The sequence below is a fragment of the Sphingosinicella sp. genome (genome assembly GCF_041916975.1).
In the GTDB taxonomy this organism is placed as follows: Bacteria; Pseudomonadota; Alphaproteobacteria; order Sphingomonadales; family Sphingomonadaceae; genus Sphingosinicella.
Map to the genome: position 1 here is coordinate 1,760,214 of NZ_JAYRYK010000001.1, position 25,174 is coordinate 1,785,387.

The 25,174-nt window shown below is 67.3% G+C and carries 27 protein-coding genes; 17 read left to right on the forward strand and 10 right to left on the reverse strand.

Translation table 11 applies throughout. The annotated features are described in order from the left end of the window. Positions 1–5 precede the first annotated feature (5 nt). From ccoO to ACE3TJ_RS08280, 9 genes are all read left to right on the forward strand, one after another. A complete protein-coding gene (gene ccoO / locus ACE3TJ_RS08240) occupies positions 6–740 on the forward strand; it encodes a cytochrome-c oxidase, cbb3-type subunit II (RefSeq protein WP_374595627.1) in 735 nt (244 codons plus the stop codon). After that, the gene (locus tag ACE3TJ_RS08245; RefSeq protein WP_374595628.1) at positions 737–898 is read left to right on the forward strand and encodes a cbb3-type cytochrome c oxidase subunit 3; all 162 of its coding nucleotides are present in this window, start codon (positions 737–739) and stop codon (positions 896–898) included. Before ccoO ends, ACE3TJ_RS08245 begins: the two co-directional genes overlap by 4 nt. Further along, positions 891–1,826, forward strand: a complete 936-nt coding sequence (gene ccoP, locus ACE3TJ_RS08250; RefSeq protein ID WP_374595629.1) for a cytochrome-c oxidase, cbb3-type subunit III — start codon at positions 891–893, stop codon at positions 1,824–1,826. Before ACE3TJ_RS08245 ends, ccoP begins: the two co-directional genes overlap by 8 nt. Continuing rightward, positions 1,813–3,279: a cytochrome c oxidase accessory protein CcoG gene (gene ccoG / locus ACE3TJ_RS08255; protein ID WP_374595630.1), complete on the forward strand. Its 1,467-nt coding sequence runs from the start codon at positions 1,813–1,815 to the stop codon at positions 3,277–3,279. The genes ccoP and ccoG overlap by 14 nt, the downstream gene beginning before the upstream one ends. Further along, on the forward strand, positions 3,276–3,743 hold the full coding sequence (locus ACE3TJ_RS08260) for a FixH family protein (RefSeq protein ID WP_374595631.1): 468 nt from the start codon (positions 3,276–3,278) through the stop codon (positions 3,741–3,743). Before ccoG ends, ACE3TJ_RS08260 begins: the two co-directional genes overlap by 4 nt. Then, positions 3,740–5,875: a heavy metal translocating P-type ATPase gene (locus ACE3TJ_RS08265; protein ID WP_374595632.1), complete on the forward strand. Its 2,136-nt coding sequence runs from the start codon at positions 3,740–3,742 to the stop codon at positions 5,873–5,875. The genes ACE3TJ_RS08260 and ACE3TJ_RS08265 overlap by 4 nt, the downstream gene beginning before the upstream one ends. Then, positions 5,872–6,030: a cbb3-type cytochrome oxidase assembly protein CcoS gene (gene ccoS / locus ACE3TJ_RS08270; RefSeq protein WP_374595633.1), complete on the forward strand. Its 159-nt coding sequence runs from the start codon at positions 5,872–5,874 to the stop codon at positions 6,028–6,030. The genes ACE3TJ_RS08265 and ccoS overlap by 4 nt, the downstream gene beginning before the upstream one ends. Beyond that, on the forward strand, positions 6,030–6,245 hold the full coding sequence (locus ACE3TJ_RS08275) for a hypothetical protein (RefSeq protein ID WP_374595634.1): 216 nt from the start codon (positions 6,030–6,032) through the stop codon (positions 6,243–6,245). Before ccoS ends, ACE3TJ_RS08275 begins: the two co-directional genes overlap by 1 nt. Positions 6,246–6,319: 74 nt before the next feature. Beyond that, positions 6,320–6,922: a Pr6Pr family membrane protein gene (locus tag ACE3TJ_RS08280; RefSeq protein WP_374595635.1), complete on the forward strand. Its 603-nt coding sequence runs from the start codon at positions 6,320–6,322 to the stop codon at positions 6,920–6,922. Positions 6,923–6,985: 63 nt separating this feature from the next. On the opposite strand, the gene ACE3TJ_RS08285 is transcribed toward ACE3TJ_RS08280, so the two are convergent. Further along, the gene (locus tag ACE3TJ_RS08285; RefSeq protein ID WP_374595636.1) at positions 6,986–7,654 is read right to left on the reverse strand and encodes an OmpW family protein; all 669 of its coding nucleotides are present in this window, start codon (positions 7,652–7,654) and stop codon (positions 6,986–6,988) included. Positions 7,655–7,755: 101 nt separating this feature from the next. Further along, positions 7,756–9,075 (reverse strand): oxygen-independent coproporphyrinogen III oxidase, encoded by a 1,320-nt coding sequence (gene hemN, locus ACE3TJ_RS08290; RefSeq protein WP_374595637.1) that lies wholly within the window; start codon positions 9,073–9,075, stop codon positions 7,756–7,758. 116 nt (positions 9,076–9,191) lie between these two features. Here hemN and ACE3TJ_RS08295 point away from each other — a divergent pair, with 116 nt between their 5' ends. The 8 genes from ACE3TJ_RS08295 to hrpB all read left to right on the forward strand — a co-directional run bounded on the left by ACE3TJ_RS08295 (position 9,192) and on the right by hrpB (position 18,812). Further along, positions 9,192–9,614 (forward strand): NAD(P)H-dependent oxidoreductase subunit E, encoded by a 423-nt coding sequence (locus ACE3TJ_RS08295; RefSeq protein WP_374595638.1) that lies wholly within the window; start codon positions 9,192–9,194, stop codon positions 9,612–9,614. A gap of 3 nt (positions 9,615–9,617) precedes the next feature. Beyond that, positions 9,618–11,156 carry an NADH-ubiquinone oxidoreductase-F iron-sulfur binding region domain-containing protein gene (locus ACE3TJ_RS08300; RefSeq protein WP_374595639.1) on the forward strand — a complete coding sequence of 513 codons (1,539 nt, stop codon included), beginning with the start codon at positions 9,618–9,620 and terminating at the stop codon, positions 11,154–11,156. Continuing rightward, positions 11,153–13,996: a formate dehydrogenase subunit alpha gene (gene fdhF, locus ACE3TJ_RS08305; protein WP_374595640.1), complete on the forward strand. Its 2,844-nt coding sequence runs from the start codon at positions 11,153–11,155 to the stop codon at positions 13,994–13,996. Before ACE3TJ_RS08300 ends, fdhF begins: the two co-directional genes overlap by 4 nt. After that, on the forward strand, positions 13,993–14,214 hold the full coding sequence (locus tag ACE3TJ_RS08310) for a formate dehydrogenase subunit delta (protein ID WP_374595641.1): 222 nt from the start codon (positions 13,993–13,995) through the stop codon (positions 14,212–14,214). The genes fdhF and ACE3TJ_RS08310 overlap by 4 nt, the downstream gene beginning before the upstream one ends. Positions 14,215–14,239: 25 nt before the next feature. Continuing rightward, positions 14,240–14,986: a formate dehydrogenase accessory sulfurtransferase FdhD gene (gene fdhD / locus ACE3TJ_RS08315; protein WP_374595642.1), complete on the forward strand. Its 747-nt coding sequence runs from the start codon at positions 14,240–14,242 to the stop codon at positions 14,984–14,986. A gap of 26 nt (positions 14,987–15,012) precedes the next feature. Beyond that, positions 15,013–15,870 carry a formyltetrahydrofolate deformylase gene (gene purU, locus ACE3TJ_RS08320; RefSeq protein ID WP_374595643.1) on the forward strand — a complete coding sequence of 286 codons (858 nt, stop codon included), beginning with the start codon at positions 15,013–15,015 and terminating at the stop codon, positions 15,868–15,870. A gap of 64 nt (positions 15,871–15,934) precedes the next feature. After that, positions 15,935–16,363: an OsmC family protein gene (locus ACE3TJ_RS08325; protein WP_374595644.1), complete on the forward strand. Its 429-nt coding sequence runs from the start codon at positions 15,935–15,937 to the stop codon at positions 16,361–16,363. A gap of 16 nt (positions 16,364–16,379) precedes the next feature. Beyond that, positions 16,380–18,812, forward strand: coding sequence for an ATP-dependent helicase HrpB (hrpB, locus tag ACE3TJ_RS08330; protein WP_374595645.1), 2,433 nt, complete (start codon positions 16,380–16,382; stop codon positions 18,810–18,812). On the opposite strand, the gene ACE3TJ_RS08335 is transcribed toward hrpB, so the two are convergent. The 8 genes from ACE3TJ_RS08335 to mtnB all read right to left on the reverse strand — a co-directional run bounded on the left by ACE3TJ_RS08335 (position 18,809) and on the right by mtnB (position 25,117). Then, a complete protein-coding gene (locus ACE3TJ_RS08335) occupies positions 18,809–19,792 on the reverse strand; it encodes an ornithine cyclodeaminase family protein (protein WP_374595646.1) in 984 nt (327 codons plus the stop codon). The two genes, hrpB and ACE3TJ_RS08335, sit on opposite strands and share 4 nt — an antisense overlap. After that, on the reverse strand, positions 19,789–20,670 hold the full coding sequence (locus ACE3TJ_RS08340; protein WP_374595647.1) for a bile acid:sodium symporter family protein: 882 nt from the start codon (positions 20,668–20,670) through the stop codon (positions 19,789–19,791). The genes ACE3TJ_RS08335 and ACE3TJ_RS08340 overlap by 4 nt, the downstream gene beginning before the upstream one ends. Before the next feature lie 21 nt (positions 20,671–20,691). Then, on the reverse strand, positions 20,692–21,852 hold the full coding sequence (locus tag ACE3TJ_RS08345) for a dipeptidase (RefSeq protein WP_374595648.1): 1,161 nt from the start codon (positions 21,850–21,852) through the stop codon (positions 20,692–20,694). A gap of 68 nt (positions 21,853–21,920) precedes the next feature. Next, a complete protein-coding gene (locus ACE3TJ_RS08350) occupies positions 21,921–22,214 on the reverse strand; it encodes a hypothetical protein (protein WP_374595649.1) in 294 nt (97 codons plus the stop codon). Between the two features lie 70 nt (positions 22,215–22,284). Then, on the reverse strand, positions 22,285–23,340 hold the full coding sequence (gene mtnA / locus ACE3TJ_RS08355) for an S-methyl-5-thioribose-1-phosphate isomerase (protein ID WP_374595650.1): 1,056 nt from the start codon (positions 23,338–23,340) through the stop codon (positions 22,285–22,287). Continuing rightward, entirely contained in the window at positions 23,337–23,960 is a 624-nt protein-coding gene (gene mtnC / locus ACE3TJ_RS08360; protein ID WP_374595651.1) for an acireductone synthase, read from the reverse strand. Before mtnC ends, mtnA begins: the two co-directional genes overlap by 4 nt. Then, entirely contained in the window at positions 23,961–24,500 is a 540-nt protein-coding gene (locus ACE3TJ_RS08365; protein WP_374595652.1) for an acireductone dioxygenase, read from the reverse strand. Then, positions 24,497–25,117 (reverse strand): methylthioribulose 1-phosphate dehydratase, encoded by a 621-nt coding sequence (mtnB, locus tag ACE3TJ_RS08370; protein ID WP_374595653.1) that lies wholly within the window; start codon positions 25,115–25,117, stop codon positions 24,497–24,499. The genes ACE3TJ_RS08365 and mtnB overlap by 4 nt, the downstream gene beginning before the upstream one ends. Between the last annotated feature and the right edge of the window lie 57 nt (positions 25,118–25,174).

A 25,174-nucleotide genomic window follows, 5' to 3' on the forward strand; every position in this document is an offset into this window, starting at 1 on the left:
GCGCAATGGCATCCCGTTTCTTCGATCACAAACGCATTGAAAAGAACGTCACCCTGCTCGGCGTCGCCGCGCTCGTCGTCGTCGCCATCGGCGGCATCGTCGAGATCGCTCCGCTCTTCTGGATCGACTCAACGATCGAGAAGGTGGAGGGCGTGCGTCCCTACACGCCGCTCGAGCTTGCGGGCCGCAACATCTACATGCGCGAGGGCTGCTACAACTGCCACAGCCAGATGGTGCGCCCGTTCCGCGACGAGGTGGAGCGCTACGGCCACTACAGCCTGGCGGCGGAAAGCATGTACGACCACCCGTTCCAGTGGGGCTCCAAGCGCACGGGGCCGGACCTCGCGCGCGTCGGCGGTCGCTATTCGGACGAATGGCACGTGCAGCACCTCACGGACCCGCGCTCGGTTGTGCCGGAATCGATCATGCCGCCCTATGCGTTCCTGAAGGAGCGCCCGCTGAAGGCCGGCGACATGACGAAGCACCTCACCGCGCTCAGCCGCGTCGGCGTTCCCTACAGCGACGAGGCGATCAAGGCCGCGAACGACGACCTCAAGCTCCAGACGGACGAGTTCGGCGATCTCGAAGCCTTCAACAAGCGCTATCCCAAGGCGCAGGTCCGCGATTTCGACGGCAATCCCAAGCAGATCACCGAGATGGACGCGCTCGTCGCCTATCTCCAGATGCTCGGCACGCTCGTCGACTTCCAGGCCGCCGCGCCGCAGGAGCAGCCGCGATGAGCTACGACACGCTTCGTCATCTGGCCGACAGCTGGGGCCTCGTCTTCATGGGCGTGACGTTCCTGGTTCTCGTCGGCTGGACCTTCCGCCCGAAGGCGCAGGACGATCACAAGCGCGCCGCCAACATGATTTTCGATCAGGACGACCACAATGGCTGAAAACAAGCGCATCGACGAGCCGACCGGCACCGAAACCGTCGGCCATGAATGGGACGGTATCGAGGAACTCGACACGCCGCTTCCCCGCTGGTGGCTGTGGACCTTCTACATCACGATCGTGTGGGCGCTGATCTACACGATCCTATTCCCGGCATGGCCGCTGGTGGAACGCGCGACGGCCGGCGTACTCGGCTGGTCGAGTCACGGCGAACTCGACAAGCAGCTCGCCGCTGCCGATGCGAAGCTGCTGCCGATCCGCGAAGCGATCGGCAGCACACCGGTCGAGAACATCCCAAACGACCCCAAGTTGCTGCAGGCGGCGGTCGCTGGCGGGCAATCGACCTTCAAGGTCTACTGCGTGCAGTGCCACGGCTCCGGCGCGGCGGGCGGCAAGGGCTACCCGAACCTCAACGACGACGACTGGCTGTGGGGCGGCGACATCAACGCCATCCACTATACGATCGAACACGGCATCCGGAACCCGGACCACGATGAAACGCGGCTTTCGATGATGCCCGCGTTCGGCCGCGACGGCATCCTGACCCCCGCGCAGATCAGCAACGTCGTCAGCTACGTTCAGCTCATCTCCGGGCAGGGCAAGGCGTCGAAGGCGACCGAACGCGGCGCGCAGATCTACGCCGAAAACTGCGTATCCTGCCATGGGGCCGAGGGTAAGGGCGACCGTGCGCAGGGCGCGCCGAACCTCACCGATGGGATCTGGCTCTATGGCGGCGATCGCGACACGCTCATCGCCACCGTCACCAACAGCCGCCAGGGCGTCATGCCGCGCTGGGGCAACCGCCTCGACCCGGCGACCGTGAAGATGCTCGCCACCTACGTGCATTCGCTGGGCGGCGGCGAAGCGACTGTGGTCGCGGCGGCGGACCCTGCGCCGGCCGCGGGCGGAGCGGAAAATGTCGCACCCTGAAGACCTGAAGAGCCTCAAGCCCTCACTCTACGAGGCCCGGAAGGGCGTCTACCCGAAAGCGGTGGACGGCACCTTCCGGCGCCTCAAGTGGGCGATCATGGCGATCACGCTCACGATCTATTACGTGACGCCGTGGATTCGCTGGGATCGTGGCCCATACGCGCCCGATCAGGCCGTGCTCGTTGATCTCGCACACCGCCGCTTCTACATGTTCTCGATCGAGATCTGGCCGCACGAATTCTACTACGTCGCGGGCCTTCTCATCATGGCCGGCATCGGCCTGTTCCTCGTGACCTCCACGGTCGGCCGCGCCTGGTGCGGCTACGCCTGCCCGCAGACGGTGTGGACCGATCTTTTCCTCCACGTCGAGCGCTTCATCGACGGTGATCGCAACGCGCAGATCCGCCTGAAGAAGGCGCCGATGGGCGCGACCAAGCTCGGCAAGCGCACCGCGAAATACGCGATCTGGCTGGGAATCGCGATGGCGACCGGCGGCGCGTGGATTTTCTATTTCGCCGATGCGCCGACGCTGCTGCACGACTTGTTCACCGGCAAGGCCGCCTTCGTGGCCTACGCAACCGTCGGCGTGCTTACCGCCACCACCTTCATCTTCGGCGGCTTCATGCGCGAGCAGGTGTGCATCTACATGTGCCCGTGGCCGCGCATCCAGACCGCGCTGATGGACGAGAAATCGCTTACCGTCACCTACAAGGACTGGCGCGGCGAGCCGCGCACGCACGGGATCAAGAAGGCGCAGGCCGAGATCGCCGATTTCGACAAGGTCGGCGATTGCATCGATTGCGACCAGTGCGTCTCCGTGTGCCCCACGGGCATCGATATTCGCGAGGGGCCACAGATCGGGTGCATCACCTGTGCGCTCTGCATCGACGCGTGCGACAAGGTGATGACGCAGATCGGGCGGCCGCGCGGCCTCATCGACTACGTCACCGAGGAAAGCGCCGATCTGGAGAAGGCGGGCAAGCCGCCCAAGCCGGTAATCCGCACACTGCTTCGACCGCGTACGATCGCCTATTTCATGCTGTGGGGCAGCATCGGCCTCGCCATGCTGTTCGTGCTCGGCCAGCGCACGCGCATCGACATCAGCGCGCAGCAGGATCGCAACCCGCTGTTCGTGCGCCTCTCCGACGGGCACATCCGCAATGCCTATACGGTGAAGGTCCGCAACATGGAAAACCGGCCGCGCGAGGTCGAGATCGGCCTTGAAGGCCTGCCAGACGCGATCATGTGGACGGCGGAAGGCACGCGCGATACCGGCGGCCGCACGGTGACGGTTGCGACGCCCGCCGATGCTGTCGCGAAGACCCGCATCTTCGTCGCCGCGCCCGCCGCGGGCGAGCCGCGCAAGGACATCGTGTTCACCGTTCGCGGCCTCGACGCCAAGGGCGGCGAGGACAAGACGCAGGTGTTCTTCGACCGGGAGGCCACACAATGAACGATCGCCCCGCCCGACGCTTCACCGGCCGCCACATGTGGCTGATCATGATCGCCTTCTTCGGTACGGTGATCGCCGTGAACGTGACGATGGCGATGTTCGCGACGGGCACATTCGGGGGCACGGTCGTCGACAATTCCTATGTCGCAAGCCAGAAGTTCAACGGCTGGCTGGAAGAGGCCCGCGCGCAGGAAAAGCTCGGCTGGTCGCTGGGGCTGACGATGGCTGACGATCGCCATCCGATGATCGTGGCCGCCGCCGGCGAGACCCCGCTTACAGGCGCGGTCATCACCGCAACGGCAAAGCACCCCGTGGGCCGCGCGCCCGATATCGCCCTCAGCTTCACGGAAGTGGCACCCGGGCAGTTCCGCGCGGCGCGGCCGCTCCCCGCCGGACGCTGGAACATCCACATGGAAGCCGCGCGCGACGGCGCCGTACTGCGCCGGATCGCCAGCCTTTCATGAAGCATGAAACGCCCGTTCCGGCCGCCGGTGCGGCGATGCAGATGAAGACCTCGGTCTTCGCCGTGCCGGGTATGCGCTGCGCGGGCTGCATCTCGAAGCTGGAGAAGGGACTTTCGGGCGTCGAGGGCATTGCCGCCGCACGTGTCAATTTCGGCGCCAAGCGCGTCACGCTCACACATGATCCGGCGTTCGACGAACCGGCGCTCAAAGCCGTGATCGGCAAGGTCGGCTTCGATGCCGAGCCGCTGCCCAACGATCTCGTCGAAACCGGAGACAGCGAAAGCCGCATGTTGCTGCGCGCGATGGCGGTCGCCGGGTTCGCGGCGATGAACATCATGCTGCTGTCGGTATCGGTATGGTCGGGCGCCGAAGGCGCCACGCGCGACATGTTCCACTGGCTGTCGGCACTGATCGCGATCCCCACGATCGCCTATTCGGGCCGACCCTTCTTCCGTTCCGCACTCGGCGCACTTCGGCGCGGGCGCACCAACATGGACGTGCCGATCTCGATCGGCGTGCTGCTCGCCACCGGGCTCAGCCTGTTCGAAACCGCGATGAGCGGCCCCCACGCCTATTTCGACGGCGCGGTGATGCTGCTGTTCTTCCTGCTCACCGGCCGCTGGCTCGACAGTGTGATGCGCGACCGCGCACGCGGCGGTGTCACGCAGCTTCTCCGGCAGACGGCACGCGGCGCCTATGTGATCGGCGAGGACGGCCGCCATCGCTGGTGCGAGGCGCGGTTACTCGCGCCCGGGATGCGGATGCACGTCGCCGCCGGCGAACGCCTCGCCGCGGACGGCATCATCGAAGACGGCACCAGCGCATTCGACCTCTCACTGTTGACGGGCGAGAGCGCGCCGCAGACGCGCAGCACGGGCGACGCCGTGCTTGCGGGCACGCTCAATCTCGGCGCGCCGGTGGTGGTCCGTGCGAGCGCCGTGGGCGCGGACACCGCCATCGCCGACATCGCGCGGCTGATGGAAAGCGCGGGCCAGTCCAGATCGCGCTACGTGCGCGTCGCGGACCGTGCCGCCCGCTGGTACGCCCCCGCCGTGCACACGCTCGCCGCGCTCTCCTTCGCGGGCTGGATGCTTGCGGGTGCGGGCTGGCACCATTCGCTCGTCATCGCGGTTGCCGTGCTCATCATCACCTGCCCCTGCGCGCTCGGCCTTGCCGTGCCCGCCGCGCAGATCGTCGCGTCCGGCGCGTTGATGCGGCGCGGCGTGCTGGTGAAGGACGGCAGCGCGCTCGAACGCCTGTCCGAAGTCACCACGGCCGCCTTCGACAAAACGGGCACGCTGACGCTGGGCCGCCCGGTGCTGGTCAACCCGGATGTCGTGCGCGAGGCCGATGCGCCCGTGCTGCTTGCACTCGCCTCCGCAAGCCGCCACCCGCTCGCCGACGCCGTCCGCCGACATTTCGAGGGCACCGGCATCGTTCCTGCCGTGCTCACCGAGGTGACAGAAACGCCGGGCGAAGGCGTCACCGGCCGCTATCGCGGACACGAGGCACGGCTCGTCCGCCCCTCGGCCTCCGGCGACACCGGCATGGCGAGCCGTTTCGCTATCGGGGCCGGCACCGACGTGCTGCTGCGCTTCGAGGATGCGCTGCGCCCCGATGCGCGCGCCACGATCCATCAGCTCGGTGCGCTCGGCATCGATTCCTCGATCCTTTCGGGCGACCGCACCGAAGCCGTCGCGGACACGGCGGCGGCGATCGGGATCGGCGCCGTGGCGGCGCTGACACCGGCAGGCAAGCTCGGCCTCATCCGCGCGATGACCGAGGAAGGCGACAAGGTGCTGATGGTCGGCGACGGCCTCAACGACGGCCCCGCGCTCGCCGCCGGGCATGTCTCGATGGCACCGGGCTCTGCGAGCGATGTCGGCCAGAACGCCGCCGACGCCGTGTTCCTGGGGGACAGCCTCGCCCCTGTCGCCGCCGCGATCCGCGCCGCGCGTCGGACGATGGCGGTCGTCCGGCAGAATTTCGCGCTCGCCATCGGCTACAACGTCATCGCCGTGCCGCTCGCCGTGATGGGCCATGTGACGCCGCTGATCGCCGCACTCGCCATGTCGGGATCGTCGGTCATCGTCATCGCCAATGCACTCAGGCTTCGGAACGCGGCGGAATGAACGGCCTCGTCGTCCTCATCCCCGTCGCGCTCGGGCTCGGACTTGCCGGACTCGCGGCTTTCTTCTGGTCGGTGCGCTCCGGACAGTTCGAGGATCTGGACGGCGCCGCCGTCCGCGTGCTGCTGGATGACGACGAAGAGGAGAAGGCAGAGTGATGCGCGGCCTCATGCCCATGCTGCTCGCCGCGTTCGCAATGGCCGTGCCCGACGCTGCGCTCGGCTCGCAGCGGATGATGGAAATCTGCAGCAGCAATGGCGCGCGCAAGATCATCGTCGTCGAGGGCGATCCATCCGCGCCGCAGGATACGCCGCATTGCGACCGCAAGGCCTGCCACGCAGCGTGTCAGAGAAAGCTCTTCGGGCAGCGCTGATTGCCGGTGGCGCCCACCGCAGCCCCAGCCTATCGTGCGGCCGTCGTTCGCATCCATCATGACAGCGAGGACAAATGCCACTCGCGCGCCTGCTTGCTCTCGTCATCTGCCTCGCCGCCTGCATCGGCATCGGCATCGAATTCCAGAACCTCCTCGGCAAGGGCCAGTCGCTTATTGGCGCAGTCTGGTCGCTTGCGGGTTACTTCACGATCCTGACGAACGCGATCGTCGCAGGTGTGTTCGGCGCGATTGCCGCCGCAGCGGGCCGCACGCAAAAGCCGCGCACGGTTGCGGGCATCAGCGCTGCGATCGCGCTCGTTGGCGTCGTGTTCGCATTGCTGCTTGAAGGGACAAGGCCGCTCGGCGGCTCCGTCGCCGTGTCGGACTTCCTGCTGCACAGGTTCACGCCTGTCGCCGTCCCGCTCTACTGGCTGCTGTTCACGCGCAAGGGCGCGCTCACCTGGCGCGATCCACTGCTGTGGGCACTCTATCCGCTCGCCTATCTCGGCTATGCGATCGCACGCGGGTTGTCCGAGGGGCGGTTCGCCTATCCGTTTATCGATGTTGGTGCGATCGGCTGGATGCAGGCCGCGATCAATGCGGCGGCCATCGGCGCTGCCTTCATCGCCGCGGGGCAGGTCATGGTCTTCGTCGACCGGCTGCTCGCCCGGCGCTGAACGCAAAAGAAGACCCCTCCCCGGCATGATACCGGGAAGGGGTTTTCGTACCTGTCAAGCGGATCAGAAGCGGAAGCCGACGCCTGCGCCGACGACGATCGGATCGATATTGATCTTCACGCGCTGGGTTCCCGCCGCGGTCGTATCGAGGCGCGCGGTGGTATCCATGTCGATGTATTTGACGTCGAGGTTCAGGAACATCTTCTCATTGAGATCGATGTCGAGGCCGGCCTGAACGGCCCAGCCGAAGCTGTCCTTCAACCTTACGCGCGTCTCGCCGACGGCGCCTTCGAGCGCGTTCGATGCCTTGTCGTTGTAGAACATCGTGTAGTTGACGCCCGCGCCGACATACGGTCGCACCTTGCCTTCGGGCAGGAAGTGGTACTGCGCCGTCAGCGTCGGGGGCAGCACCCACGTCGAGGCGAGCTTGCCGATGGTTCCGGTCGTGCCCGTCTTGCCGCTCGCCGTGTGCTTGGTCGTGGCGGCGATTAGCTCGAAGCCGATGTTGTTCGTCGCCATATAGGTGAAATCCACCTCGGGCGTCACGGCATTGTCTAGGCTGACTTCCTCACCCGGGAACGCGGGCAGAACGCTGCCGCTCTTCTCGTTCGGCGCGACGACGATGCCGCGCAGGCGCACAAGGAAATCACCCGCCGCGGCGTGAGCCAAATTCGGCGAAATTGTGGCCGCTGCGGCAATGCCCATCAGCATGGCGGCCTTGATACGGGTCATCATGAATCCCCTTCAACGTGTTTGACCTCTTGGCCATACGCCCACAGCGATCCATCACTTTGATCTGCCGCAAACATCAGAGATTTCTGGAACCGATGTGGTTATATTGCGCTGCTGAACCGCTGGGCATCGGGGTGCCGGTAAATATCGAAGCACGCAGCGATCGCCCGTGCGTAAGGCAGCGCGCCATCCTTCAGCGAAATCGCGTTTTCGCCCACGCTGCAAAGCCCCCGATCGACGAACGGCTGCAGGCGCCCGCGCGTGTCGGCATCCGGCGGGTGCCCCTCGAAGGGTGCCCAGCCGCCGCACAGGATCGCTTCGATGATCGCGCCTCGCCGCCTGTCGTCTTCGGTACGGCAAACGCCGAGCGCGCCGGGAAGCTTCCCGTCACCGGCAAGCCCGCGGTAGCGGCCGACGTTCTTCTCGTTCTGCACGAAGCGATCGGGAAAGCTGCTGATCGCGGTAGCGCCGAGGCCGAGAAGGACTGCGCTCTCATCGTCGGTGAAGCCTTGGAAGTTCCGCCGCAGCCGGCCGCTTGCCGCCGCACGCGCCATGCTGTCGTCCGGCAGCGCGAAATGATCGAAGCCGATCGGCTGATACCCGGCGGCGACGAGCATCTCATACCCCCGCTCCGCCATGCGGAAGCGCGCCTCGGCGCCGGGCAGATGCGTGCCGTCGATCCGCCGCTGGCGCGGAATGCGCGAGGGCAGATGCGCGTAGCCGAACAGCGCGATGCGATCGGGTGCGAGCCGGATCGCATCCTCCAGCGTCGCGGCGAGGTCGTCGTCGGTCTGTTCGGGCAGTCCGTACATCAGATCGAAGTTCAGCGAGCGGACGCCCGCGCCGCGCAGCGAATCCACGGTGCGCTCTATCTCGTCCAGCGGCTGCACGCGGCCGATCGCCGCCTGCACGTGCGGCGCGAACGTCTGCACGCCAAGACTGACGCGGCGAAACGGCGCCATCGCGACGATGCGCTCCCACTCCGGCGTATAGCTGCGCGGATCGAGCTCGATCGCCATCTCGGCGTCGAGTGCGCGGAAGGCGAGCGTCAACCGCTCCAGCAGGCGCACGAACGCGATCGGCGGCACCGCGTTGGGGCTGCCGCCCCCGAACGCGATACTCCGCACGCGTCCGCGCCCCTGCAGCGTTCGCGCCACCGTGCCGATCTCCCGGTCCAGCGCCTGCATATAGGCGCCGAGCCGCTGGCGGTGCCCCGCCGCGCCCGTATTGCATCCGCAATACCAGCAGATCGCATCGCAGTAGGGGATATGGAGATAGAGCGAGAGCGGCGTCTCCGCCCCCACGCCTGCGAATCCCGCCGCATGGAAGCCCGCATCCACCGGGCGGAATTCCGCCGCGGTCGGATAGCTCGTGTAGCGCGGTACGGCGCTGCTCAGCAGTTCGGGGTAATACCTCCACATGCTGGCACTTTTCCCTCGTGCGCGCCGGGGGTCATTGACGCAGGTCAATCGACGCTGCGCGCAACAAAGCCGAATTGAAATTGTTCATAAGGCCCGGCGGCGCTACACCGCCCGGCATGAGGGACGATCGCCTGGCCGACATCATCGCGGCACATAGCCACCGCGAGGGCGCGCTGCTGCCCATTCTGAACGACGTGCAGGCGACGTTCGGCTGTGTGGACGAGGACGCGGTACGCAGCATTGCCGCCGCGCTGAACCTAAGCCGCGCCGAAGTGCACGGCGTGGTCAGCTTCTACCACGACTACAAGGCGAAGGCCGATCCGCGCCCCGTCCTGAAGCTCTGCCGCGCCGAGGCGTGTCAGGCGCGCGGCGTGGAAGCTCTGGCGGCGCTAGCGGAAAAAGCGGCGGGTGAGCGTGTGCACATCGAAACCGTCTATTGCCTCGGCCTCTGCTCCGTCGGCCCGGCCGCGATGACGAACGGCGACGTGCACGCAAGGCTGGATGCTGCCCGTCTCAGCACACTGATCGAGGCACTCTAGGCCATGCAGATACGCATTTCCGACGATGCGGCGGCGCTTGCCTGCGGTGCGGACGCGGTCGCTGAAGCCTTCGCTAAGGCAGGTCATGCGTCCGTGCGCGTGTCGAGCTGGGGGATGCACTGGCTGGAACCACTCGTCGAGGTGGACGGCATCGGCTACGGCCCCGTGACGCCGGGCCGCGTGTCCAACATCCTTGCCGGGACCGCCGACGACCTCCTCATCGGCGCGGTTGCCGAGCATCCGTTCATCAAGGGCCAGCAGCGCCTGACCTTTGCGCGCTTCGGCAAGACGCGCCCGCTCAGCCTCGAAGACTATGCCGCGACCGGCGGCTGGAAGGGCCTGGAGCGCGCCCGCGAGCTCGGACCGGACGAGACGATCGCTGAAGTGCTCGCTTCCGGCCTGCGCGGTCGCGGCGGCGCGGGCTTCCCGGCGGGTATCAAGTGGCGCACGGTCGCCGACGCGCCAGGCGCGCGCAAATTCATCGTCTGCAACGCCGACGAAGGCGACAGCGGCACCTTCGCCGACCGCATGGTGATGGAGGGCGACCCCTTCATGCTCATCGAAGGCATGGCCATCGCGGGTCTCGCCGTGGGGGCAGGCAAGGCCTACGTCTACATCCGCAGCGAATATCCGCACGCCATCGCGAAGATGGAAGCCGCCGCCGCACTCGCCGCGCCCTCAATCGCGCCGTTCGAGGTCGAAATCCGCACCGGGGCGGGCGCTTATGTGTGCGGCGAGGAAACCTCGCTGCTGAACAGCCTGGAAGGGAAGCGCGGCGAGGTTCGCGCCAAGCCGCCGCTGCCCGCGCACGAAGGCCTGTTCGGCTGCCCCACGGTCATCAACAACGTGCTGACGCTCGCCGCCGTGCCGTTCGTGCTCAGCGAAGGCGCGAAGGCCTACGCCGACTACGGCATGGGCCGCTCGCGCGGCACCATGCCCGTGCAGCTCGCTGGGAACATCAAGTGCGGCGGCCTCTACGAAACCGCGTTCGGCATCACGCTCGGCACGCTCGTGAACGAGATCGGCGGCGGCACCGCGTCCGGCCGCCCGGTGCGCGCAGTGCAGGTGGGCGGCCCACTCGGCGCCTATATTCCGCCCGCGCAGTTCGATCTGCCTTTCGACTACGAAGCGTTCGCGGTGGCGGACGGTCTCATCGGCCACGGCGGCATCGTCGTGTTCGACGACACGGTTGATATGCTGCGGCAAGCCCGCTTCGCCATGCAGTTCTGCGCGGCGGAAAGCTGCGGCAAGTGCACACCCTGCCGCATCGGCGCGGTACGCGGCGTCGAGACCATCGATCGTATCAGGGCCGGCGGACGCCGCGCCGACGGCGTCGAGACCCTGCCGCAAATCCACAACGCCCCGCGCCGCAAGCGCGCGGCGGAAGACGAGGTCGCGCTGCTGCGCGACCTCTGCGAAACTATGAAGTTCGGCTCGCTCTGCGCGCTCGGCGGCTTCACGCCCTACCCCGTGCTTTCGGCGCTCAATCACTTTCCCGAGGATTTTGTGGTAGAGTCCGCCGCTGAAGGAAACGCAGCATGACCTACGTTCGCCAGAGCGATTTCGGCACGCCCGCCTCGTCCGCGGACGAAACCGTCACGCTGAGCATCGACGGGCGCAGCGTCACCGTGCCCGCCGGCACCACCGTGATGCGCGCCGCCGCCGAGATCGGCACCGCCATCCCGAAGCTCTGCGCGACCGACAATCTCAAGCAGTTCGGCTCCTGCCGCCTCTGCCTCGTCGAGATCGACGGCGCGCGCGGCACCCCCGCCTCCTGCACCACGCCGGTCGCGAGCGGCATGGTCGTCCACACCGAAACGCCCCGCCTGCAGAAACTGCGCCGCGGTGTGATGGAACTCTACATCTCCGATCACCCGCTCGATTGCCTCACCTGCAGCGCCAACAACGACTGCGAGCTTCAGGATCAGGCCGCCGCCGTGGGCCTGCGCGACGTGCGCTACGGCTACGAGGGCGACAACCACCTCGCGCTCGATCTCGATACGTCGAACCCCTATTTCGACTTCGATCCCAGCAAGTGCATCGCCTGCTCGCGCTGCGTGCGCGCCTGCGACGAGGTGCAGGGCACGTTCGCGCTCACCATCGAAGGCCGCGGCTTCGAATCGAAGGTCTCGGCAGGCCTTGGTTCGGACGACTTCCTCGGCTCCGAATGCGTCTCCTGCGGCGCCTGCGTGCAGGCCTGCCCGACCGCGACCTTGCAGGAAAAGTCGGTGAAGGAGATCGGCCTTCCCGACCGCAGCGTCGTCACCACCTGCGCCTATTGCGGCGTCGGCTGCACCTTCCGCGCCGAGATGCGCGGCGAGCAGCTCGTCCGCATGGTGCCGTGGAAGGACGGCAAGGCCAATCGCGGCCACAGCTGCGTCAAGGGTCGCTTCGCGTGGGGCTATGCGCAGCACGCCGACCGCATCCTGAAGCCGATGATCCGCACCAGCATCGATCAGCCGTGGCGCGAGGTGGAATGGGACGAGGCCTTCGCCTACGCCGCCTCCGAACTGAAGCGCATTGCCGCGAAATACGGGCGAAACGCGCTCGGCGGCATCACCTCGTCGCGCTGCACGAACGAGGAAACCTTCCTCGTCCAGAAGCTGGTCCGCGCCGGCTTCGGCAACAACAATGTCGATACCTGCGCGCGCGTCTGCCACTCGCCCACCGGCTACGGCCTCAAGACGACTTTCGGAACATCGGCGGGCACGCAGGATTTCGACAGCGTCGAGCACAGCGACGTCATGCTCGTCATCGGCGCGAACCCCACAGACGGGCACCCGGTCTTCGCCAGCCGCATGAAGCGGCGCCTCAGGCAGGGCGCGAAACTGATCGTCATCGATCCGCGCCGTACCGATCTCGTGCGCTCGCCCCACATCGAGGCCGAGCACCACCTGCCGCTGCGCCCCGGCACGAACGTCGCGGTGTTGACGGCGATGGCGCACGTCATCGTCACCGAAGGCCTCGCCGATGAAGCGTTCATCCGCGAACGCTGCGACTGGGACGAGTATCAGGACTGGGCGGCGTTCGTATCAGACGCGAAGCATTCACCCGAAACGCTTGCCCCCGTCACCGGTGTCGACCCTGCTGAACTCCGCGCCGCCGCGCGCCTCTATGCGACCGGCGGCAATGCCGCGATCTATTACGGCCTCGGCGTCACCGAACATTCGCAGGGCTCCTCCACCGTCATGGCAATCGCCAACCTCGCGATGGTCACGGGCAACATCGGGCGGCCCGGCGTCGGCGTAAATCCCCTGCGCGGGCAGAACAATGTGCAGGGCGCCTGCGACATGGGCAGCTTCCCGCACGAGCTTTCCGGCTACCGCCACATCTCGGACGCCAATGCCCGGAAACTCTTCGAGGACGATTGGGGCGTCAGCCTCGATCCCGAGCCCGGCCTGCGCATCCCCAACATGCTCGACGCCGCCGTCGATGGCGTGTTCAAGGCGCTCTACGTGCAGGGCGAGGACATTCTCCAGTCGGATCCGGACACGAAGCACGTCGCCGCCGGCCTCGCCGCGATGGAATGCGTGATCGTCCACGACCTGTTCCTGAACGAGACCGCGAACTACGCGCACATCTTCCTGCCCGGCTCCACCTTCCTCGAAAAGGACGGCACGTTCACCAACGCCGAGCGCCGCATCCAGCCGGTGCGCAAGGTGATGTCGCCCCTGAACGGCCTGTCGGACTGGGAGGTGACACAGCGCCTCGCGCAAGCCCTCGGCCTCGACTGGAACTATACGCACCCGTCCGAGATCATGGACGAGATCGCCCGTCTCACCCCCAGCTTCGCGGGCGTCAGCTTTGATCGCCTCGACGCGGAAGGCTCGATGCAATGGCCGGTGAACGATGCCGCGCCGGACGGAACGCCCGTGATGCACATCGATGGCTTCGTGCGCGGCAAGGGCAAGTTCGTCGTCACCGACTATGTGCCGACCGACGAGAAGACAGGCCCGCGCTTCCCGTTGCTTCTCACCACCGGCCGCATCCTGTCGCACTACAACGTCGGCGCGCAGACGCGCCGCACCGCGAACGTCGCGTGGCACCCGGAAGATCTTCTGGAAATTCACCCGACGGACGCCGAGAATCGCGGCCTCAAGGACGGCGACTGGGTGAAGCTCGCCAGCCGTTCGGGCGAAACCACGCTGCGCGCGCTGGTGACGGACCGGGTGGCGCCGGGCGTTGTCTACACGACCTTCCACCACCCGGCGACACAGGCGAACGTGGTGACGACCGACTATTCGGACTGGGCCACCAACTGCCCCGAATACAAGGTCACCGCCGTGCAGATCAGTGCATCGAACGGGCCGACCGACTGGCAGGAGGATTATTCCCGCCACAGCGACCGCGCCCGCCGCATCGAAGGCATCGCTGCCGAATGAACAGCCTCGAAAAGCTCGTCTACATGGCAAACCAGATCGCGCGGAATCTGGAAACCGAAGGCGACAAGGCGGCAGAGATGACAGCTGCGCACATCGTCGCCTTCTGGGATCCGCGCATGAAGAGTATGATCCTCAGCCATCTCGATGCTGGCGGCGAAGGCCTCTCTCCCGCCACGCGTGCGGCGCTCGGCAAGGTCCGCGCCGCCGCTCATGCCTGATCCCGCCGCGCGTCAGGCGCTTTTCATGGAGGTTTTCGCAAAAGGCGGCAGCGCCGGGATCACACGTGAAATTCCCGTAGAGGCGCCCGTCGCGCTCGAATTCAACGGCATCGCCTATGCGGTGATGATGGCGACACCCACGGACCTTGCCGATTTCGTCACCGGCTTTGCAATCACCGAAGGGCTTATAAAGCGCGCGAACGAGATCGGCATCGACATCGCCGAGACGGACAAAGGCTGGATCGTCCGCGCCCAGCTTTCCGCGGAGGCCGCCGAACCGGTGATGGAACGCGCGCGCCGCCGCGTGTCCGAAAGCAGTTGCGGGCTTTGCGGCATCGAGAATCTCGAACAGATTGCCCGCCCCCTGCCGCACATCGCCGTGCCGCTCGCCGTAGAGGCGCAGGCGATCTTCGCTGCGCTCGGCGCACTCCGTAATCGCCAAGCGCTCGGCCGCCGCACTGCCGCCGTCCACGCCGCCGCCTTCTGCGATCTCTCCGGCGCCATCCTCGCAGTGCGCGAGGACGTCGGCCGCCACAACGCGCTCGACAAGCTGATCGGCGCGCTCGCCGTTTCCGGCATCGCCGCAGGCGAGGGCTTCTTCCTGCTCACCGCCCGGTGCAGCTATGAACTCGTCGAGAAGACCGTCGTCGCTGGCGGCCGTGCGCTCGCCACCATCTCTGCGCCGACAACGCTCGCCATAGACCGCGCAAAAGCAGCCGGGCTCGCGCTCTATGTGCTGACAAGGGAAGATTCACTCTTGCGCGTCATGTAGCGATTGGTTCTCAGGGGGATATGTCGATGGAATCCAGCAACATCTGCACGCTGACGCTGTCGTGCGCCGACAAGCCGGGCCTCGTCGCGGCCGTCGCCACGCTGCTTGCCGAAAGCGGCGGCAACATCCTCGATGCGCAGCAGTTCAATGATCAGCTTACCGATCGCTTCTTCATGCGCGTCGTCTTCGATCTCGACGCATCGGCACAGGCCGGCTTCAAGGCACGTTTCGCCACACTCGCCGCCATGCACGGCATGGACTGGCGCGTGCGTTCCGCCGCCGAGAAGATGCGCGTGCTGCTGCTCGTCTCGAAGTTCGATCACTGCCTCGCCGATCTGCTCTACCGCCAGCGCATCGGCGAGCTTGAGATGGACGTGGTCGGCATCGTCTCCAACCACCCGAAAGACCCGATCGCGGCGATCAACGGCGGCATCCCCTTCCATCACCTGCCGATCACGAAGGACACGAAGGCCGCGCAGGAAGCCGCGATCAAGCGCATCGTGGACGAAAGCGGCGCCGAACTCGTCGTCCTCGCGCGCTACATGCAGATCCTGTCGGACGACCTCGCGGCGTTCCTCACGGGACGCTGCATCAACATCCACCACAGCTTCCTGCCCGGCTTCAAGGGCGCCAAGCCCTATCATCAGGCGCACGCGCGCGGCGTGAAGATCATCGGCGCAACCGCGCACTACGTCACCGCCGATCTCGATGAAGGCCCGATCATCGCGCAGGACGTCGAGCACATCAGTCACACCGACACGCCCGACGATCTCGTTCGCAAGGGCCGCGACATCGAGCGCCGCGTGCTCGCCCGTGCCGTCCGCTATCATCTGCAGGATCGCGTGCTGCTGAACGGCGCCACCACGGTGGTTTTCCGGGACTAGGCCCCGTGGACTCACCGCCCGAATCTGCATAGCCTCGCGGCCTTTCCGTCAACAGGAGCAGGCCATGAAGATCGATCGCAAGGGTTCCGCGCACTGGGAAGGCGGCCTCAAGGATGGCCGCGGCAGCATCTCTACGCAGAGCGGCGCTCTCGATAAGCGTCCTTATGGCTTTGCGATGCGCTTCGAAGGCGTGCCCGGCACCAACCCCGAGGAACTGATCGGCGCGGCGCACGCGGGCTGCTTCACGATGGCGCTGTCGCTCATCCTCGGCGAGGCCGGGCTGACCGCCGACAGCCTCGACACCACGGCCACGGTAACGCTGGAGAAGCTCGAGACCGGCTTTACGATCACCGCGATCCACCTGAAGCTGGAAGCGAGTATCCCCGGCACGGATGATGCCGCTTTCCAGGAGCTTGCCGCCAAGGCCAAAGCGAACTGCCCTGTCTCGAAGCTGCTGAACGCGAACATCACGCTCGACGCGGCGCTCGTCTGACTTTTAAAGGGCAGGCGTGAGCGACAGCCTGCCCATCCACGCCGTTCTGCCCGCGCTGCTCGCGGCGCTGCGCGAACGCGCGCCCGCCGTGCTTGTCGCCCCGCCGGGCGCGGGCAAAACGACAGCGGTCGCGCCCGCACTGCTCGGCGAAGCGTGGTGCACCGGACAAATCCTGCTGCTCTCCCCACGCCGCCTTGCCGCGCGTGCCGCCGCAGAACGCATGGCGGAGCTTGCGGGCGAGCCCGTCGGCAAGACGATCGGCTACGCAACACGGCTCGACAGCAAGCACGGCAAGGACACGCGTATCCTCGTGCTCACCGAGGGCATTTTTCGCAATCGCATCCAGGCCGACCCCGAACTCCCCGGCGTCTCCGCCGTGCTGTTCGACGAAATCCACGAGCGCAGCCTCGACAGCGATTTCGGCCTCGCGCTCGCGCTCGACGCACAAGAGGCCTTGCGCCCCGACCTCCGCATCCTGCCTATGTCGGCAACGCTCGACGGCGCACGCTTCTCGAAGCTTCTGGACGGCGCGCCTGTCATCGAAAGCGAGGGCCGCAGCCATCCGCTCGATATCCGCTATCTCGGCCGCAGCGCCGAGCAGCGTATCGAAGATGCGATGGCCCCGGCCATTCGCCGCGCGCTCGGCGAGGCGGAGGGCGACCTGCTCGCTTTCCTCCCCGGCGTCGCCGAGATCGAGCGCACCGCCGAGCGGCTGGAAGGACTTCCCGGCATCCAGCTCCACCGCCTGCACGGCAGCCTCGATCCCGCCGCGCAGCGCGCTGCGATCCGCAAGGGCGCACCGGCCGTGCGCAAGGTCGTACTCGCCACGTCGATCGCCGAGACCAGCCTCACCATCGACGGCGTCCGCATCGTCGTCGATTCGGGTCTCGCCCGCCGCGCCCGCTACGATCGCGGCGGCGGCATGACCCGCCTCGTCACCGAACGCGCCAGCCAGGCCGCCGTCACGCAGCGCGCGGGCCGCGCCGCGCGGCAGGCGCCGGGCGCATGTTACCGGCTGTGGGAAGAGGCCGCGACGGCGGGGATGCCGCCGTTCGATCCACCCGAAATCCTCGAAGCCGATCTCTCCGCGCTGGTCCTCGACTGTGCGATCTGGGGCGCCGCCGATCCCGGAACGCTGCGCTGGCTGGACCCGCCGCCCGCCGCCGCCGTGGCGGAAGCACGCGAGCGGCTACAGTTGCTGGACGCGCTCGACGCGGAGAACCGCCCGACGCCGCACGGCCGCCGCATCGCCGAGCTGCCGCTGCCCCCGCGCCTCGCGCATATGATCCTCGCGGCGTCCGCGCGCGGCTGGGGCCACACTGCTGCCGAGGTCGCCGTGCTGCTTTCGGAGCGCGGCCTCGGCGGGAATGACGCCGATCTCGAACAGCGCCTCGCCCGCTGGCGCCGCGAGCGCGGCACGCGCGCCGACGCCGCACGCAGCCTTGCCGGGCGGTGGCAGCGCATGGCGGGCGGTGAAGGCGAAGGCCCCGTCGCCGCCTGCATCGCACTCGCCTTCCCCGACCGCATCGCGAAACGGCGCGGAAACAACGGCGAGGACTGGGCCTCGTCAGGCGGGCGCGGCTTCCGGCTCGATCCCGCCTCGCCACTTGCCGCGAAACCCTATCTCGCGGTCGCCGAAGTGCAGGGCGCGGCCTCCGGCGCGCGCATCCTCGCCGCCGCCGCCATCGCCCCCGACCTCATCGAATCGCTGTTCGCGGACCACATCGAAACCGTGCGCCGCGTCCGCGCCGACGGCGCGGGCGGCATCCTCGCGACGCGCGAACGCCGCCTCGGCAACCTTGCCCTGTCATCGGGCCAAGACGACAGCCCCGACCCCGCAGCCATCGCCGCCGCGCTTCTCGAAGCCGCGCGCAAAGCCGGCGTCGCGGCGCTGCCCTTTTCCGACCACGCCCGCGCGCTGCAACGCCGCGCCGGCTTCGCCCGCCGCGTCGATCCTTCGATCCCGGACATCGGCGACGAGGCGCTCGCCGCCGACATGGACGACTGGCTGCCCCCGCTGCTCGAAGGCAAACGCGCGCTCAGCGCCGTCAGCGCGTCCGCGCTCACGCAGATGCTGGAAACGCGCCTCGGCTGGGCGGGCAAGACCGCCGTCGACCGCCTCGCTCCCGAAGCCTTCGTGTCACCGCTCGGCAGCCACCACGCCATCGATTACGCGGCGGAGGGCGGCCCGGCGGTCGAGCTTCGCGTGCAGGCGCTGTTCGGCCTCGCTACGCATCCCGTAGTCGCCGGAGGCGTGCCGCTCGTGCTCCGCCTCACCTCTCCCGCAGGTCGCCCGATCCAGACCACGAAGGATCTGCCCGGTTTCTGGTCGGGAAGCTGGGCCGGCGTCGCCAAGGAGATGCGCGGCCGCTATCCGAGGCACCCGTGGCCCGATGACCCGGCCGCCGCGGCACCGACGCTTCGCACGAAGCGCGCCGACGCCCGTTAGAAGGCCGCCGTCGTCCCGAGGCCCTGCTTTTTCGCCTGCTCGAAGACGTGCCAGCCCGCAACGAGATCCTGCACGATGTGACCGAGCGACTTGTAGATGGTGATTTCCTCGTCGCTGGTGCGCCCCGCGAGCGTCCCGCCGAACACCTCGCCGATCTCGCCCACGACATGCGCGTCGTCCACCACGCCTGCCGCCTTCGCGTTCAGGAATTCCGAGCCCTGCGCGAGCACGCCCGGCCGATAGTCGGCGATGAAGCGCGACGCCGCGACAAGATCGTTCGCAATCTCCGTAGGCCCGGCGCGGCTCGACCCCACGACGTTGATGTGCGTGCCCGGCTTCACGTCGGCAAGCGCCAGGATCGGCTCCGCCGCCGCCGTCGTCGTGCAGATGATGTCCGCGTCGCGAACGGCGCTCGCCACGTCCGCCGCCGCTTCGGCATCAAGGCCAAGCTCCTCGCGCACGCGCAGCGCGAACCGCTCGGCCTGTTCCACCGAACGCCCCCACACACTGACGCCGGTGATCGGCCGCACATAGCGCACCGCCGCCGCGTGTCGCCACGCCTGCTCGCCGTAGCCGAGGATCGCGAGCCGCGCCGGGCCCGGCCGCGCCAGCGCATCGGTCGCCGCGGCGGATGCCGCCGCCGTACGGATCGCCGTGACGATGCTGCCGTCGATGATCGCAACCGGCGCGCCGCCTTCCGGCTCGAACAGCACGACGATGCCCTGATGCGAATGCTTGCCGAGCGCGAAATTGCCCGGATAGACGCTGACGACCTTCGCGCCGAACGTCCCGCCGAGTATCGCGCCCGGCATCACGCCGAACGCGTTACCGCCGTTCAGGTCAACGATGTTCCTGAGCGGCTGTCGCGTTTCCCCGCGCGAGAGCGCCGCCATCGCCTCGCGCACCAGACGGATGCAGTCCTCATAGCCGAGCAGGCGTTCGGTGTCGGCCGCGCCGACGATCACCAGCGGCGCGCTCATGCGGCCTTCCCGCCGACACGGGCGCGGAACCAGCGGACGAGAAGCAGGGCATTCACGATCATGGCAACTCCATAGATGTTCTGGGTAACGGCAAGCGACAGGCTGTCGAGCACCGTCAGCGTCAGGAAAGTGGCGAGGGTCACATTGTGCACGCCGACCTCGATGGAGAGCGTCATCGCATCCCGCGGCTTCGCGCCGATCCCCGCCGCGAGCAGCAGCCCCGCCGCCATCGCGACGACGTTCAGCACCCAGATCGCGGGACCGGCGCTCACGATGTTCGCCAGCACCATTTCGAGGCTGACACCGACCGCGAAAGCGATGACGCCGATCAGCACGATCATCGATACGGGCCGCAGGCGGCGGCTGAGCGGCTCTGCCACATCCGGCCAGAAGCGGCGCACGATCATGCCGATGCCAAGCGGCAGGATGGTCATCTTCACGAGCTGGAGCATCGTGTCCGGCACCGAAAGCGTGGGCACCGTGCCTTCCAGCCCGAAATGCCGCAGCCCCCACTGAAGCAGCAGCGGGATCGAGAACACGGTGATGAGGCTGGAAAGCGCCGTCAGGATCACCGCGAGCGCGACGTTGCCGCGCCCGATAAAAGTGATCGCGTTCGACGTCGTACCGGCCGGGCAAATGCCGAGGATGAAGAGGCCGAAGGCAAGCTCCGGCGGCAGGCCGAACAGGATGCCGATGGCGAGCGCCAGAAACGGCATGATGATGAGCTGGCCGAAAAGCCCGGTCAGCACGGTCTTCCGGTTCGAAAGCACCATGCCGAAATCGCCGAGCTTCAAGGTCAGCCCCATGCTGAACATGATCAGCATCAGGCCCACGGGCACGAAGGCCGTGTTGACGAAAGCGATCATCGCGTCGGACATGGAACTCCCCCTCGCGCCTCTTTATGCGCCCCAGACGCGCTTTGCATAGGCGACGAAATTCGCGCCGAGGATCTTCTCGATGCGCGCATCCGAATGTCCGCGCCGCCGCAGCCGGTCGGCAAGGTCGTGGAACTGCGACGGCCCGCGCAGATCGAGCACGAAGGGCAGCGTATCGGGGTTCTCGCCCTTCGCGCCGATGCCCGCCGCGCGCCGGTCCGCGATCTCCTTGGCGATCTTGGCCCTGTAGGCGCCGAGATCGTCGATCGTCGTGATACCGCCATCGGTGCCGATGCCGACATGATCCTCGCCGCACACGTTCACGGCGTGCTCGATGTGCGCCACCACGTCGTCGGCGGTCGCCTTGCTGGTGGGGTTGAGGAAGGGCATGAAATAGATGCCGACGAACCCGCCCCGTTCCGCGACCAGCCGCAGCTCCGCGTCGGTCTTGTTGCGCGGCAGATCGGTGAGCGCGCGGCAGCCGGTGTGGTTGATCGAGATCGGCTGCTTCGAAAGCCTCGCAGCTTCAAGGCAGGTCTTCTCGCCGCTGTGCGACAGGTCGACCATCACACGGTTCGCGTTCAACCGCTCCACGACCTCGCGCCCGTACGGTGTCAGGCCCCGGTTTTCCGGTGCCATCGACCCATCGCCGACAGCATTTGCAGGATTGTAGGTAAGCTGAATGATCCGCACGCCGAGATCCGCGAACACATCGGCGCGGCTGGCATCGCTGCCCAGCATCGTCGTATTCTGGAAACCGTAGATGAGGCCGATGCGGTTTTCGCGTTTCGCGCGCAGCATGTCGCCTGCGCTTTCGATCTTCAGAAGATCGTTCGGATAGCGGCGCGCCACCGCGTCCCAGTGCGCGATCTCGCGCACGGTCTGCTCGAACGGTTCGTTCGGGCCGAACACATGGCCGATGGTGATATTGACGGCGGTGAGCCCCGAAGCCCGCGCGTCGTCGATCACGCGCCGATCGATCACCGCATCGGTCGATGTCCAGCCGGACGCCTCCTTGCGCTCAGGCGGTTCGACATTGGGATTGTAAAGTCCGCCGAGCGCGTTCACGACGATTGCGCCTGAAGGCACGCCCTTCTGCGCGGCAAACGCCGGACCGGCGGCGAGCAGCGCGGCGCCTGCACCACCGAGCGCGAGCAGTTCGCGCCGGTTGAAATTCGAAACCATGCCCCGCTCCCGCTTTACGCCCGCCGCCGATAGAGCATGGCGGGCACAGCGCGTAAAGCGTTACGGGGTCAATAGGCAGGCGGATCGCTGGCCGGGAAGGACTCGTCAACCGCCTGATCGACCTTGTCCCACGCGCGCTTCGGCTTGTCGCGCATCGCTTCGTGCCCGGCAGAGCGTGTCTGGTCCAGGTTCTCGGGATCGGCCTCGCCGGGGGCAAAGGCAGGAGCAGCGGCGGGCGCCGTCTTGCCGTTGCGGAAGAAGCGCCATCCGGCGAAAGCCGCCGCAGCGGCGCCAAGGCCGGCTGCAAGTCCGATCAGTCCAGCCCTGTTTCGCGAACCTTCGCGTATCGCCGTTCCGTACATGGCTCATGGTCCTCCATTTGCGGGTATGCACCCAACAAACGCGCGCGCGCGAAAGGCGTTCCCGAACCGCTCAGGATGCGAGCGCGGAGGGCGCGAGCAGGCCGCGTTCGGTGATGAAGCCCGTCACGAGTCGCGCGGGCGTCACGTCGAAGGCCGGGTTGTAGGCAGGCGACGCCGTCACGCGCACGGTGGCGTGTCCATCTCCGCCGGGTCCGGTGAGCAGCGCAAGCTCGTCGGGGTGGCGCTCCTCGATGGCCACGTCCGCGCCGGTGGGCGTCGCGGGGTCGAAGGTCGTGTAGGGCAGCGCCACGTAGAACGGCACCCCATTGTCGTGCGCGGCGAGCGCTTTCAGATACGTGCCGATCTTGTTGCAGACGTCGCCGTTCGCCGTCACGCGGTCGGTGCCGACGATCACGAGATCCACCTCGCCGCGCTGCATCAGGAGCCCGCCGGTATTGTCCGCGATCACCGTGTGCGGCACCCCGTGCCCGGCGAGTTCGAACGCGGTGAGCAACGCGCCCTGGTTGCGCGGACGTGTCTCGTCCACCCACACATGCACGGGCAGCCCCTCATCCTGCGCCAGATAGATGGGCGCGGTCGCGGTGCCATAATCCACGGTGGCGAGCCAGCCCGGATTGCAGTGCGTCAGGATATTGAGCGTCCGGCCGGGGTTCCGCGCATGGAGATCGCGCAGCAGCTGCAGCCCGTGCGCGCCGATCGCGCGGTTCAGCGCCACATCCTCGTCGCAGATCGCATCGGCGCGGAGGAACGCCGCCGCGCCGCGCGCGGACGCGGGAAGCGCGCGCACCGCCTTCGCCACTTCATCGAGCGCCCAGCGCAGGTTCACCGCCGTCGGCCGTGCCTCGGCAAGCAGATGGTAAGCCGCGCCCAGCGCGGCGTCCGATCCGTCCTCGGCAAGCGCCATCGCAAGGCCGTAAGCCGCGGTCGCGCCAATCAGCGGCGCCCCGCGCGTCCACATCTCGCGGATGGCGCGTTCGGCATCGGTGGCGCTGCGCAACTCCACCCACACGATCTCCCACGGCAGGCGGCGCTGATCGAGGATACGCGCGCCCTTCCCGTCCGCCGTGCGCGCGATCGATCGGCGGTGCTCGCCTTCCAGCCTCACAGCGCGATCTCCGCGAACGAGGCGACGTCGCCCTTTCCGGTTTCCCGATCGACGAGACAGGTTTGCAGACCCGCCGCGCGCGCAGCCTCGATTTCGGGCACGCTGTCGGAGAGGAACAGGATATCCTGCACCGGCAGGCCGATTTCAGCCGCGATACGGCTGTACGACTCGGCCTCCTTCTTCGGCCCGGTCGTGGTATCGAAATAGCCCGAAAACAGCGGCGTCAGATCGCCCGCATTGCTGTGCCCGAAGATCAGCTTCTGCGCGGCCACCGATCCCGAGGAATAGACGTAGAGGCGCAGCCCATCCGCGTGCCAGCGCCGCAGCGCCTCGGCCGCGTCGGGATAGACGTGCCCTTTCAGTGTGCCGTCCGCATAGCCTTCCGCCCAGATCAGCCCCTGCAGCGTCTTGAGCGCGGTTTCCTTGCGATCCTCATCGATCCAGCGTGTGAGCGTCTCTACCGGGTTGCCGGGCACGTCCTTCAGGATCGGCGCGGCGTCCTCGGGGTGCGCCGCAATCCAGTCCGCCAGCCGCGCCCGCGCATAGGGGAACAGCGTGTCGGTCACGAAGGCGATGCTGCTCGTCGTGCCTTCGATGTCGGTGAGGACGGCTTTCACCATTCAGGCGAGCGCCGGTTCGTGGCGCGGGAAGCGGTCGGCGATGTCGTCGCCCGTGAATTGCGCCACCCAGCCATCGGGATTGATGAACAGGCGGATCGCCGTGAAGCGCGGTGTGGGGCCCATGTCGAACCAGTGCCGCATCCCGGCGGGCACGGCGATGAGGTCACCTTTCGTGCAGAGCATGTTGAAAACGCGGCCGTCTTCGTGGAGCGTGAACAGCCCTTCGCCGTCCACGAAGAAGCGCACCTCGTCCTCCATGTGGCGATGCTCGGAAAGGAACTTCTGCCGGAACACGGCGCGATCCGGGTGGTCAGGCACCATGCTCACCACGTCGACCGCCTGATAGCCGCCGATCACCTTCAGCCGCTCGATCTCCTCCGCATAGGCCGCGAGCGTATCGCCGCCCGGCACGTCGCGAGTCGGCCAGCGCTCGAAGCGCACGCCGATCTCTTCCAGCGCGTCCGCGATCTCGGCGGCATCCTTGGTTTCCAGAAGCGGCCGCTCCGGCGCGTTCTCTGCGTAGACGGCAAGGTGGCTCATGCTTCCCTCCTCATGCTGCGTTCGGCGACCTCGCACGCGGCGAGCCATTCCGCCGCCTCGATCACGCGCTCGGCCTCCGCGATGTCGCGGCCCCAGCCGTAGAGCCCGTGCCCGCGAATGAGATAGGCGGGCGGCGGCGTTTCGCGGGCCAAATGCGGCGCGATTGCCGCCTCGATCTCGCGCATGTCCTGACTGTTCTCGACGACCGGGAGGACGATTTCCGCCGCGTGCGTGGTCACGCCCGGAAACGCCTTCACAAGCTCATGGCCCCGGATCGCCCAGTCCCCGCCAAGCACGCGCGACAGCGCGACCGCCTGCGCCGAATGGCTGTGCAGCACCGCGCCTGCTTCGGGAAAGCAGCGATAAAGCGACAAATGCAGCGCCGTCTCCGCGCTCGGGCGCTTGCCGTCCAGCGATGCCCCGTTCGCATCCACGCGCATCACCCCGTCCGGTGTCAGGCGCCCCTTGTGCCACCCAGAAACCGTCACGGCGAAGCTGCCGTCGCTGAGCCGCACCGAATAGTTCCCGCTCGTCGCGGGCGCCCAGTCGCGCGCGTCGAATGCGCGTCCCACGGCAACGATGGCTTCCGCAGCCTCGGCGAATGTGCTTGCAACCATGATGTTTCCTTAACCATCACCGTGACGCTGGCGAAGCGGTTTCCGCTCTCCTATGAC